This is a genomic window from Pseudomonas sp. 22082 (genome assembly GCF_052046055.1).
Lineage (GTDB): Bacteria > Pseudomonadota > Gammaproteobacteria > Pseudomonadales > Pseudomonadaceae > Aquipseudomonas > Aquipseudomonas pharyngis.
The window spans coordinates 115,940-127,810 of record NZ_JBQEQB010000011.1; the positions used below are offsets into that span (position 1 = coordinate 115,940).

General features: G+C 58.1%; 10 protein-coding genes. 5 read left to right on the plus strand and 5 right to left on the minus strand.

Features of this window, described 5'->3' with window-relative positions:
• Positions 1-101 precede the first annotated feature (101 nt).
• Positions 102-1,643 carry a sensor histidine kinase gene (locus ACTJK9_RS15100; RefSeq protein ID WP_440814644.1) on the minus strand — a complete coding sequence of 514 codons (1,542 nt, stop codon included), beginning with the start codon at positions 1,641-1,643 and terminating at the stop codon, positions 102-104.
• A 166-nt stretch (positions 1,644-1,809) separates the two neighbouring features.
• Between ACTJK9_RS15100 and ACTJK9_RS15105 the strand changes: the two genes are divergently transcribed.
• Positions 1,810-2,526, plus strand: coding sequence for a response regulator transcription factor (locus ACTJK9_RS15105; protein WP_064592400.1), 717 nt, complete (start codon positions 1,810-1,812; stop codon positions 2,524-2,526).
• 63 nt (positions 2,527-2,589) lie between these two features.
• Here the strand turns inward: ACTJK9_RS15105 and gyrB are convergent, their stop codons facing one another.
• Genes gyrB through dnaA form a run of 4 tightly spaced genes read right to left on the minus strand, consistent with a single transcriptional unit; the run spans position 2,590 to position 8,797 of the window.
• Positions 2,590-5,007: a DNA topoisomerase (ATP-hydrolyzing) subunit B gene (gyrB, locus tag ACTJK9_RS15110; RefSeq protein ID WP_011331734.1), complete on the minus strand. Its 2,418-nt coding sequence runs from the start codon at positions 5,005-5,007 to the stop codon at positions 2,590-2,592.
• A gap of 5 nt (positions 5,008-5,012) precedes the next feature.
• Complete coding sequence (recF, locus tag ACTJK9_RS15115; protein ID WP_003220208.1) at positions 5,013-6,116, minus strand: DNA replication/repair protein RecF; 1,104 nt, start codon at positions 6,114-6,116, stop codon at positions 5,013-5,015.
• A gap of 14 nt (positions 6,117-6,130) precedes the next feature.
• Positions 6,131-7,234 carry a DNA polymerase III subunit beta gene (gene dnaN, locus ACTJK9_RS15120; protein ID WP_011331733.1) on the minus strand — a complete coding sequence of 368 codons (1,104 nt, stop codon included), beginning with the start codon at positions 7,232-7,234 and terminating at the stop codon, positions 6,131-6,133.
• Between the two features lie 39 nt (positions 7,235-7,273).
• The gene (dnaA, locus tag ACTJK9_RS15125) at positions 7,274-8,797 is read right to left on the minus strand and encodes a chromosomal replication initiator protein DnaA (protein WP_085612481.1); all 1,524 of its coding nucleotides are present in this window, start codon (positions 8,795-8,797) and stop codon (positions 7,274-7,276) included.
• Between the two features lie 567 nt (positions 8,798-9,364).
• Between dnaA and rpmH the strand changes: the two genes are divergently transcribed.
• Genes rpmH through yidC form a run of 4 tightly spaced genes read left to right on the plus strand, consistent with a single transcriptional unit; the run spans position 9,365 to position 11,840 of the window.
• Positions 9,365-9,499, plus strand: coding sequence for a 50S ribosomal protein L34 (gene rpmH / locus ACTJK9_RS15130; protein ID WP_003213577.1), 135 nt, complete (start codon positions 9,365-9,367; stop codon positions 9,497-9,499).
• A 16-nt stretch (positions 9,500-9,515) separates the two neighbouring features.
• Positions 9,516-9,917 carry a ribonuclease P protein component gene (gene rnpA, locus ACTJK9_RS15135; RefSeq protein ID WP_218191696.1) on the plus strand — a complete coding sequence of 134 codons (402 nt, stop codon included), beginning with the start codon at positions 9,516-9,518 and terminating at the stop codon, positions 9,915-9,917.
• The gene (gene yidD / locus ACTJK9_RS15140; protein WP_010465488.1) at positions 9,910-10,155 is read left to right on the plus strand and encodes a membrane protein insertion efficiency factor YidD; all 246 of its coding nucleotides are present in this window, start codon (positions 9,910-9,912) and stop codon (positions 10,153-10,155) included. The genes rnpA and yidD overlap by 8 nt, the downstream gene beginning before the upstream one ends.
• Positions 10,156-10,157: 2 nt before the next feature.
• On the plus strand, positions 10,158-11,840 hold the full coding sequence (gene yidC / locus ACTJK9_RS15145; RefSeq protein ID WP_085612479.1) for a membrane protein insertase YidC: 1,683 nt from the start codon (positions 10,158-10,160) through the stop codon (positions 11,838-11,840).
• Positions 11,841-11,871: the final 31 nt, after the last annotated feature.

The window sequence follows — 11,871 nt, forward strand, 5'->3', positions numbered from 1 at the left end:
CTTACTGATTTACTTATATATTTCCGAAGCTGATAAAACACCGTAAAAGGTGCATAAGTTTTTTTCGGAAGTAAGGAAACCGGCTGATATAGCCGGTTTTTTTATGCCTGCTCTTCAGCGATCAGTGGCAGTTCCAGACGGAACGTCGTGCCTTGATCGACCACACTCAGGCATTCGATCCGACCGCCGTGGTGATCGACCACGGCTTTGACCATCGACAGCCCAAGCCCCACGCCATCGATACCCTGCGCAGAGGAAAACCGCCGGTACTGGCTGAACAGGTCAGGCAGTTCTTCTGCAGCGATGCCTTTGCCTTGATCGGACAGCTCACAACGCAGCCAGTCGTTGTCGCAACTGACACGCAGATTCACTGTGGATCCGGCCGGGCTGTACTTGATCGCATTTTCCAGCAGGTTGAACAGTGCGCGGGTCAACAAGCCTTGATCGGCCAGAATCAGACGCTCCTGTGATTGTTCGTCCATGTCGCTCAAGAGCTCGATGCGTTTTTGCTGAGCGATGGGCAACGCCTGATCCAGAACGTCCATGACCAGCATCCCGAACAGGCTCGGTTGAAACTGATACGCCTCGGATTCGGCCCGGGCCAGCAGAACGAAGCCATCGGTGAGCTCCAGCGCCCGACGTACCTGGCGTTCAATCTGTTCGAACAGCGGCGAATCCGTTCCTGTCTGATGCCGGTGCACCTCGAGCAGGGCAAGAATCGCCGAATGGGGCGCGCGCAGGTCATGGGACAGAAAACGCAGCAATACACCGCGCTGTTCCTCGGCGGCGCGTTCGGCGCTGAGGTCAGTGAGGCTCAGGAGCCAGCCGATCGGCAAGTCGCCATCGACCGGCAATAAAGCGGCGCGCTCCAGGCGCAGGCTACGTTCCCTGTGGTCACGAAACTCCAGCAGAGGCAGCTCGGAGAGCGGTGGGCGCGACTCTGTGGACAACTCCGGATAGCCCAGGCTCGCCAGCTGCTCGAGCACATCCTCGCCCACCAGATTGTGGTCGAACAGGCTCCGGGCCTTGCGATTGCCCAACAAGACTTGCCCCCGCGGATCGCTGATCAGGGTCGCGACCGGCAGATATTCCAGCCCGTCGGCAATGAATCGGCGGGTATCGCGGGTACGGCTCATGGCTTGCTCAAGCGCCATGATCTGCCCCTGCAAGCGGTCGGCGCTGGGAAACTGCGCCCGGCGCCGTTCGGGAAAGACTTTCGGTTCACTGTCCAGCCGCGCCAGCTCCCAGCCGAAGTAGGTCAGCACCACACTCAGGCGTCGCCAGTTCCAGATCAGATAACCGAATAACATGCCCAGCACCGCCGGCGTGGGTGACCACCAACGCCGCATTTCAGCCAGGCCTGCACTGGTCAGCAGCACACAGGCCATCCCGCCCAATGTCAGCCAGAGTGCCAGACGCGGGCGCCACAGCAGCAACCCAAGTACGCACGCGACCAAGGCAACTGAAAGTCCCGCGCCCATCAACGGCGCCGGATCATCCAAATTGATCTGCGCACGCCAGGAAAGCAGTGCAGTCAGCGGCAACAGCACTAGACTTATCCACACCCACTCGCGCACCAGTTGCCGGAACAAACGCTGAACCTGGCTGGGTACGCGGCTTTCGCGTCGGCGGTGGTTATTCATGGGAAACAGGGCAGGGCGGGTTGAATGGTTTCATAGGCGGCCGGTCTGAGGACGTAGACCCGAAGAATCATAGCGGCTCACCCCTCGGCGTGCCGCTTACTTTCACTGCATGGAGTGAGCCGATCCGGTCGGCACCCATTGCCCGAGCGACAAGGAACCACCGCGTATGCGCGTTGCGATACTGGACGATGAACCCGCCGAACTGCGCCGGGTCGAGCAGACCCTGCAACAAATGGCCGAGGCCGGAGGACAGCCCTGGTCACTGCACAGCTTCGAAAGCGGTGAAGACCTGCTGCGACAGTTGCGCCGGGAAACCTTCGACCTGCTGATCCTCGACTGGCAATTGCCCGACCTCACCGGCCTGGCGCTGCTGCGCTGGACCCGCGAACACATGGAAGCCCCACCAGCCGCCATCATGCTCACCAGCCGCGATGGTGAGAGCGATATCGTCCAGGCCCTGAATGCGGGTGCCGACGATTATGTCAGCAAGCCGTTTCGGCCCAATGAACTGAAGGCGCGCGTGGCGGCGGTATTGCGCCGGCACAGCCTGCAACGAAGCGCACCGGCCGAGGTTCTGCGTTTCAACGACCTGGTGTTCGACGACGCCGAACTCACCGTTACCCGCGACGGGAAACCGATTGTTATGACTGAACGTGAGTATCGCCTCGCCCATTGTCTGTTCAGCAACCTCGGCCGACCACTGTCACGGGATTACCTGTACGAACGATTCTGGCCCCACGAAGAGATGTCCACGTCGCGACCGTTGGACACGCATATCTATCGCCTGCGCAACAAGCTCGGGCTGACGGCGGATCGGGGTTGGCAGTTGTTGACGATTTATGGGTATGGGTATCGGTTGGAGAGTGTGGCGGCAGGGGAGTGAATCGCAGGCAATAAAAAAAGGCCAACGCTGGTGCGTTGGCCTTTTCGTTGGTGCTGACCGGGATCAGAAGTCCAGGTTGGACACCGCCAGGGCATTGCTCTCGATGAAGTCACGGCGAGGTTCGACCGCATCACCCATCAGGGTGTTGAAGATCTGGTCTGCGCCAATGGCGTCTTCGATGGTGACTTTCAGCATGCGGCGCACGCTTGGGTCCATGGTGGTTTCCCACAGCTGATCCGGGTTCATTTCGCCCAGACCTTTGTATCGCTGGATAGTGTGGCGCTTGGTGCTTTCGGCCATCAGCCAGTCCAGGGCTTCCTTGAACTCGGTGACCGCTTTCTTGCGCTCGCCGCGCTGGATGTACGCGCCTTCATCGAGCAGGGTGCTCAGTTGAGCGCCGAGGGTGACGACGGTCTTGTAGTCGTTGCTGCCGAAGAAATCGCGGTTGAAGGTGACGTAGTTCGACAGGCCGTGGGAGATCAGTTCGACCTCTGGCAGCCACACGCCACGCTCGCGGTCTTCACGCAGGCTGGCCTTGTAGACCAGGCCCGACTTCTCGACGGTGCGCAGACGGACTTCGTACTGGGCCAGCCAGTCCTGCATCTTTGCGTGATCGCCGAGCATTTCCAGGCTGACGGCCGGCAGGTAGATGAAGTGCTCGGTCAGCTCCTGCGGATACAGGCGCGACAGACGCTTGAGGGTCTTCATCACCATGCGGAAGTCATTCACCAGACGTTCCAGCGCTTCGCCGGAAATGCCCGGGGCGTCTTCGTTCAGGTGCAGGCTCGCATCTTCCAGGGCCGACTGCGTCATGTACTCTTCCATGGCGTCGTCGTCTTTGATGTATTGCTCTTGCTTGCCTTTCTTGACCTTGTACAGCGGCGGCTGGGCGATGTAGATGTAGCCGCGCTCGATCAGCTCAGGCAACTGACGGAAGAAGAAGGTCAGCAGCAGGGTACGGATGTGCGAACCGTCGACGTCAGCATCGGTCATGATGATGATGTTGTGATAGCGCAGCTTGTCGATGTTGTACTCTTCGCGACCGATGCCGCAGCCCAGCGCGGTGATCAGGGTGCCCACTTCCTGGGACGAGATCATCTTGTCGAAACGGGCTTTCTCGACGTTGAGGATCTTGCCCTTCAGCGGCAGGATGGCCTGGGTCTTGCGGTTACGTCCCTGCTTGGCAGAGCCGCCCGCGGAGTCACCTTCCACGAGGTACAGTTCGGACAGCGCCGGGTCTTTTTCCTGACAGTCAGCGAGCTTGCCCGGCAGGCCGGCGATGTCCAGCGCGCCTTTGCGGCGGGTCATCTCACGAGCCTTGCGCGCGGCTTCACGGGCACGGGCAGCGTCGATCATCTTGCCGACGACCAGTTTGGCTTCGTTCGGGTTTTCCAGCAGGAAGTCGGAGAAGTACTTGCCCATTTCCTGTTCAACCGCGGTCTTCACTTCGGAAGACACCAGCTTGTCTTTGGTCTGGGAGCTGAACTTCGGATCCGGCACCTTCACCGAGATGATCGCGGTCAAGCCTTCACGGGCATCGTCACCGGTGGTGGCGACTTTGTGCTTCTTCGCCAGACCTTCCTGCTCGATGTAGTTGTTCAGGTTACGCGTCAGTGCGGAACGGAAGCCCACCAGGTGGGTGCCGCCGTCGCGCTGTGGAATGTTGTTGGTGAAGCACAACAGGTTCTCGTTGAAGCTGTCGTTCCACTGCAAGGCGATTTCCACGCCGATGCCGTCTTCACGCTGGATGTTGAAGTGGAACACCTGGTTGACCGCAGTCTTGTTGGTGTTCAGGTATTCAACGAACGCACGCAGGCCGCCTTCGTACTTGAACAGCTCTTCCTTGCCGCTGCGCTCATCCTTGAGGACGATGCCGACACCGGAGTTGAGGAAGGACAGTTCACGAATGCGCTTGGCCAGGATGTCCCAGCTGAAGTGAATGTTCTTGAAGGTTTCGCTGGAAGCCTTGAAGTGGATCTGGGTACCGGTGGTTTCGCTGTCGCCAACGATCGCCATTGGCGCCTGAGGTACGCCGTGGACGTAGGTCTGTTCCCAGATCTTGCCGCTGCGGCGAACGGTCAGGACCAGCTCTTCGGACAGCGCGTTCACAACCGAAACACCTACACCGTGCAAACCGCCGGATACCTTGTAGGAGTTGTCGTCGAACTTACCACCGGCGTGGAGGACGGTCATGATGACCTCGGCGGCGGAAACGCCTTCCTCTTTGTGCACGTCTACCGGGATGCCACGGCCGTTGTCTTTAACGGTGATGGACTCATCCGGGTGGATGATGATGCTGATGTCGTCGCAGTGGCCGGCGAGGGCTTCGTCGATCGAGTTGTCGACCACCTCGAACACCATGTGGTGCAGACCGCTGCCATCGTCGGTGTCACCAATGTACATACCGGGACGTTTGCGCACGGCATCCAGGCCTTTCAGCACTTTAATGCTCGATGAGTCGTACGTATTTTCTTCGCTCAATGCCTTCACTCCCGATGGTCGTGGGTCTGGGTGATACGGCCCTGTTCCACGTGGAACAGAGCGACTGGCGTTTCCGTCTGCCAGCCTTCCCTCAATAATTCGTGATCTACACAGGTGATAAAAACCTGGCAGCGTAAGTCTTCCAGCAAGCGGCACAGCGCGCGACGGTGGCTCTCGTCCAGCTCGGACGGCAAGTCATCCACCAGATAAATACACTGGCCGCGTCGGGCCTGGCTCACCAGATGCCCCTGGGCAATCCGCAACGCACAGACCACTAACTTCTGCTGACCCCGGGACAAGATGTCCGCGGCGTTGTGTGCGCCCAATCTAAGACGCAAGTCAGCCCGTTGTGGCCCGGCCTGGGTGTGACCCATCTGCTGGTCCCGTTGCACGGATCCGGCGAGTACAGCGCTCAATTCCCGGTCTTTGTCCCAGCCTCGGTAATAGCTGAGCGTCAAACCTTCGAGCTCAACCAGTTCGCTCAAGGTTTGTTCAAAGACTGGTTTCAAGGCTTTGATGTAAGCGCGGCGGTATTCATCGATTTCAGCGCTGGCCTGACACAGTTCCCTGTCCCAAACCGCTTGCGAAACGGCGTCAAGTGTACCATGCCGCAGCCAGGAGTTTCTCTGGCGCAAGGCCTTCTGCAAACGCTGCCAAGTGGCCATGAACCGCGGTTCAACGTGGAACACGCCCCAGTCGAGAAACTGCCGGCGAATCTTCGGCGCACCTTCCAGCAGGCGGAAGCTGTCGGGGTTGATCAACTGCAGCGGCAGGATCTCCGCCAGTTGAGCGGCGCTACGGGCATTCTGGCCGTCAATGCGAATCTGGAACTCGCCCTGACGGTCGCGAGATATCCCCAATGCGCTGTGGCCCCCCTCAGCGAGTTCGACTTGGCCGAATACAGTGCAGGCGAGTTGCTCATACTGGATGACCGGCAACAGCCGCGTGCTACGAAACGAACGGGCAAGCCCCAGCAGGTGAATGGCTTCCAGAACACTGGTTTTGCCGCTGCCGTTGGCGCCGTAAAGAATGTTGATTCGGGGGGAGGGGGAGAAGGTCACCGGGTGCAGATTGCGCACCGCGGTGACCGAGACGCGACTTAGCGACATCCAGAGTCAGCTGATTACAGACGCATCGGCATAACAACGTAAGCCGAATCGTCGTTGTCGGACTCTTGCACCAGCGCACTGCTGTTGGAGTCGGACAGGATCAGACGAACCTGCTCGGTGGTCATCACGCCCAGCACGTCGAGCAGATAGCTGACGTTGAAGCCGATTTCCAGGGAGCCGCCGTTGTATTCCACGCCCACTTCTTCTTCCGCTTCTTCCTGCTCCGGGTTGTTGGCCTGGATCTTCAACTGACCGCTGGCCAGTTGCAGACGGATACCGCGGTACTTCTCGTTGGACAGAATCGCGGTACGGCTGAACGCTTCACGCAGCGCCTGACGATCGCCCAGTACCAACTTGTCGCCGCCTTTCGGCAGAACACGCTCGTAGTCCGGGAACTTGCCGTCGACCAGCTTGGAGGTGAAGGTGAATTCGCCGGTGGTCGCGCGGATGTGGTGCTGGCCCAGCACGATGCTGACATTGCCATCCGGCTCGGTGAGCAGACGTGCCAGTTCGAGAATACCTTTACGCGGCACAATCACCTGATGGCGATCCTGCTGACCGATGTCGGCTTGCATCGAGCACATGGCCAGACGGTGACCGTCGGTGGCCACGGCACGGATCACACCGGTCGACACTTCCAGCAACATACCGTTGAGGTAATAACGCACGTCCTGCTGGGCCATGGCGAAACTGGTGCGTTCGATCAGGCGACGCAACTTGCTCTGTTCCAGGCTGGTGGTCAGCGAACCCGGGCCTTCTTCCACAGTCGGGAAGTCGTTGGCCGGCAGGGTCGACAGGGTGAAACGGCTACGGCCGGCTTTCACCACCAGCTTCTGCTCGTCGACCTTGATGTCGATCAGCGCATCGTTCGGCAGGCTCTTGCAGATGTCCATCAGCTTGCGCGCTGGCACGGTGATGGAACCTGTTTCAGCCGGCTCCTCGAGTTGCACGCGACCGACCAGCTCGACTTCCAGGTCGGTACCGGTCAGCGACAGTTGCTGGCCATCGACAACCAGCAGCACGTTGGACAGTACCGGCAAGGTCTGTCGGCGCTCGACGACGCCTGCGACCAGTTGCAGGGGTTTCAACAGGGCTTCGCGTTGAATGGTGAAATGCATGGTCTAGTCCCTTGCCTTAATAAGCTGCGCTGGTGTTCATCAAGTGGTCAGTGTACGCAGCAGGTTCTTGTAGTCCTCGCGGATGTCCGCGTCGGATTCCTTAAGTTCGTTGATCTTGCGGCAGGCGTGCAACACAGTCGTGTGGTCGCGACCGCCAAACACATCGCCGATTTCCGGCAGGCTGTGGTTGGTCAGTTCCTTGGACAATGCCATGGCCACCTGCCGCGGACGAGCGACCGAACGCGAGCGGCGTTTGGACAGCAAGTCGGAGATCTTGATCTTGTAGTACTCGGCGACGGTGCGCTGAATGTTATCCACAGAGACCAGTTTGTCCTGCAGCGCCAACAGGTCTTTCAGGGATTCGCGAATCAACTCGATGGTGATGTCGCGGCCCATGAAGTGCGAGTGGGCGATCACGCGTTTCAGCGCGCCTTCCAGCTCACGGACGTTGGAGCGAATGCGCTGGGCAATGAAGAACGCCGCATCGTGTGGCAACTCGACTTTGGCCTGGTCGGCCTTCTTCATCAAGATCGCTACGCGGGTTTCCAGCTCCGGCGGCTCGACGGCAACCGTCAGGCCCCAGCCGAAGCGGGATTTAAGGCGCTCTTCAAGGCCTTCGATTTCTTTCGGGTAGCGGTCACTGGTGAGAATGACCTGCTGGCCACCTTCAAGCAGGGCGTTGAAAGTGTGGAAAAACTCTTCCTGGGAACGTTCCTTGCGGGCGAAGAACTGAATGTCGTCGATCAGCAGGGCGTCCACCGAACGGTAGAAACGCTTGAACTCGTTGATCGCGTTCAGTTGCAGCGCCTTGACCATGTCGGCCACGAAACGCTCGGAATGCAGGTACACGACCTTGGCATTCGGGTTCTTCTTTAATAGATGGTTGCCCACCGCGTGCATCAAGTGCGTCTTACCCAGACCCACGCCCCCATAAAGGAAGAGCGGGTTGTAGCCGTGCTTCGGGTTGTCTGCCACCTGCCAGGCCGCCGCACGGGCGAGCTGGTTGGATTTACCTTCGACGAAGTTTTCAAAGGTGAAGGTGCGATTCAGATAGCTGGTGTGTTTGAGCGCGCCTTCGACCTGCACAGTGCGCTGTTCGGCACGAACCGGGGCCTGTTGCGAGGCAGCACCGGCCATCGGATCGAAGCTGTCACGGGACGGCTCTTCACTGATTTCTTCGGTTTTCTGTGTCGAGCGCTTGGTCGGTGCAGGCGTTGGAGCTGGCGCTGGAACGCTGGCCGGCGCGGCATTGGCGTGAGCCTGAGACACTTGCGCAGCAGCCAATGGCGCATTCGGTGCGGCACGCGGCGCTGAACTGCGTTTGCTGCCTATTAATAAGGAGAGCGACGGTGCCAGACCGTTGCCATGCTCATCCAGCAGTTCAAGGACGCGCCCCAGGTACTTTTCGTTGACCCAGTCCAGAACAAAACGGTTCGGTGCGTAGACGCGCAACTCGTCGCCTTCGGCTTCGACCTGTAGTGGACGGATCCAGGTGTTGAATTGTTGGGCAGGCAGCTCTTCGCGCAAAAGCTCCACGCACTGCTGCCAAAGTTCCACTGACACGGATATCCCCTAAGTTGAAAGCCGGTGAGGCAAAAACAAGCGGCCATTGTAGCGGCCAGTCGTCCACTTATCCACATGCAGGTTGCCCGGTGGACATGATTTATCAATGCGTTAAACGAGAAAAAGGCGACCGACGGTGTGTGCATAAGCTCTGTGGATAACCCTATCTGAGCACACTGGACAACTGGGGGCGAAACTCGGTGGATAACCAGCCTGTGGATAACCACCCATTCCACACACAGGTTATCCGACAGCGCAGCACAGGCTGAACACGGTTTTCCACTGTAGTTGTCATTCTCTGTACATCGCTTGAAACAAGGCCTTGAGCCAGTTATCCACAGACAGTGGGGTTCCTAGCTTTTACAAGCTTTACAGAAAAGCTTTAAATAATTCCCTTCTTTATTTTTATCTCTGGCAAACGGGTAATCAGGTCCTGGACGCTCTGAAGATCTATTTATAAGGAAACGTTGGTTGGAAATTGACCTATTGGCTTGCTTTCTCTAGAATCCCCGGTCTCTTAAAACGGGGGCCATTCCGGCCCGTTGTGGACGAACCAGGTAACACGACATGAAACGTACTTTCCAACCAAGCACTATCAAACGCGCTCGTACCCACGGTTTCCGTGCTCGCATGGCTACCAAGAACGGTCGTGCCGTACTGTCGCGTCGTCGCGCCAAAGGCCGCGCACGTCTGGCAGTTTGATAATCCGGCACTGGAGGTGAGTCAGGACTTCAGTCGGGAAAAGCGTCTGCTTACACCCCGGCATTTCAAGGCAGTCTTTGACTCCCCTACCGGCAAGGTTCCGGGGAAAAATCTCCTGCTCCTTGCGCGCAACAACGATCTCGATCACCCCCGTCTCGGGCTGGTTATCGGGAAAAAGAGCGTCAAGCTCTCCGTCGAGCGCAATCGCCTCAAACGTCTTATGCGCGAATCGTTTCGCCTGCACCAGGATTCACTGGTCGGCTGGGACATCGTTATCGTCGCGCGCAAAGGTTTGGGTGACGTAGAAAACCCCGAATTGATTCAGCATTTCGGCAAACTCTGGAAACGTCTGGCACGCAACAAGCCGGCACCAGCAGTCAAAACCGAAACTGTAGGGGTAGACAGTACAGATGCGTAAACTGGCACTCGTTCCGATCCAGTTTTATCGCTACGCCATTAGTCCCCTGATGGCCAGTCACTGTCGTTTCTACCCCAGTTGTTCTTGCTACGCGTATGAAGCCATCGAAAATCATGGCCTTCTGCGCGGTGGCTGGCTGACCTTTCGTCGTTTAGGTCGCTGTCATCCGTGGAATCCCGGTGGTTATGACCCGGTTCCACCTATCCCTACCTCCCGTTCTTCTTCGATGGCCGAGTAATCATGGATATCAAACGCACGATCCTGATCGTCGCCCTGGCAATCGTGTCCTACGTCATGGTCCTTAAATGGAACCAGGACTATGGCCAGGCTGCCCTGCCGACTCAGAATGTTGCTTCCAGTACGACTACATCCGGTTTGCCGGACACCGCCACTGGCAATAACGCTGCCGCCAGTGACGATATTCCGCGCGCCGCAAGCGATACCAGCGCACCTGCCGAAACGCCGGTCGCCGTCAGCAAGGATCTGATCCAGATCAAGACCGACGTGCTCGATCTCGCGATCGATCCACAAGGTGGTGATGTTGCTCAGTTGACCTTGCCGCTGTATCCACGTCGTCAGGATCGTCCGGACGTTCCGTTCCAGCTGTTCGACAACGGTGGCGAACGTACCTATCTGGCACAGAGCGGTCTGATTGGCACTAATGGTCCGGATGCAAACCCGGCCGGTCGCCCGATCTACTCTTCGGAGAAGAAGACTTATCAACTGGCTGAAGGTCAGGACCAACTGGTCGTCGACCTGAAATTCAGCAAGGACGGCGTCAATTACATCAAGCGTTTCACTCTGAAACGTGGCCTGTATGACGTGACCGTGACCTATCTGATCGACAACCAGAGCGCTCAGCCCTGGTCCGGTTCGATGTTCGCCCAGCTGAAACGCGATGCCAGCGCCGATCCTTCGTCGACCACTGCTACCGGTACCGCGACGTACCTGGGCGCCGCCCTGTGGACAAGTTCCGAGCCGTACAAGAAAGTGTCCATGAAGGACATGGACAAAGCTCAGCTCAAGGAAACCGTCACCGGTGGCTGGGTAGCCTGGCTGCAACACTACTTCGTGACTGCATGGGTTGCTCCGAAGGGCGAAAACAACATCGTCCAGACCCGTAAAGACAGCAAAGGCAACTACATCATCGGTTACACCGGTCCTTCGTTGACCGCTGCACCGGGTGCGAAAGTCGAGACCAGCGCTGTTCTGTACGCCGGTCCGAAGAGCCAGGCTGTGCTGAAAGAGTTGTCCCCAGGTCTGGAACTGACTGTCGACTACGGCATTCTGTGGTTCATTGCCCAGCCAATCTTCTGGCTGCTGCAACATATCCACAGCATCGTCGGCAACTGGGGCTGGTCGATCATCTTCCTGACCATGCTGATCAAAGGGATTTTCTTTCCTCTGTCGGCCGCCAGTTACAAGTCGATGGCCCGCATGCGCGCCGTGGCTCCGAAGCTGGCTGCACTGAAAGAGCAACATGGCGATGACCGGCAGAAAATGTCGCAAGCCATGATGGAGCTGTACAAGAAAGAGAAGATCAATCCGCTGGGTGGCTGCTTGCCGATCCTGGTGCAGATGCCGGTTTTCCTTTCCCTGTACTGGGTTTTGCTGGAAAGCGTGGAAATGCGCCAGGCGCCATTCATGCTGTGGATTACCGACCTGTCGATCAAGGATCCGTTCTTCATCCTGCCGATCATCATGGGCGCGACCATGTTCATCCAGCAGCGTCTGAACCCTACACCTCCGGATCCGATGCAGGCCAAGGTGATGAAAATGATGCCGATCATCTTCACCTTCTTCTTCCTGTGGTTCCCGGCAGGTCTGGTGCTGTACTGGGTTGTGAACAACTGCCTGTCGATTGCCCAACAGTGGTACATCACGCGTAAGATCGAAGCGGCGACGAAAAAAGCCGAGGCGTAACTTACTCTGTGGATAACACCACTCAAAACGC

What these genes read in the sequence shown, in the direction of transcription:
- ACTJK9_RS15100 (WP_440814644.1), bottom strand. Translation starts at nt 1,643, where the DNA reads ATGAATAACCACCGCCGACGCGAAAGCCGCGTACCCAGCCAGGTTCAG.
- dnaN (WP_011331733.1), bottom strand. Translation starts at nt 7,234, where the DNA reads ATGCATTTCACCATTCAACGCGAAGCCCTGTTGAAACCCCTGCAACTG.
- yidD (WP_010465488.1), top strand. Translation starts at nt 9,910, where the DNA reads ATGCGTAAACTGGCACTCGTTCCGATCCAGTTTTATCGCTACGCCATT.
- ACTJK9_RS15105 (WP_064592400.1), top strand. Translation starts at nt 1,810, where the DNA reads ATGCGCGTTGCGATACTGGACGATGAACCCGCCGAACTGCGCCGGGTC.
- yidC (WP_085612479.1), top strand. Translation starts at nt 10,158, where the DNA reads ATGGATATCAAACGCACGATCCTGATCGTCGCCCTGGCAATCGTGTCC.
- recF (WP_003220208.1), bottom strand. Translation starts at nt 6,116, where the DNA reads ATGTCGCTAAGTCGCGTCTCGGTCACCGCGGTGCGCAATCTGCACCCG.
- rpmH (WP_003213577.1), top strand. Translation starts at nt 9,365, where the DNA reads ATGAAACGTACTTTCCAACCAAGCACTATCAAACGCGCTCGTACCCAC.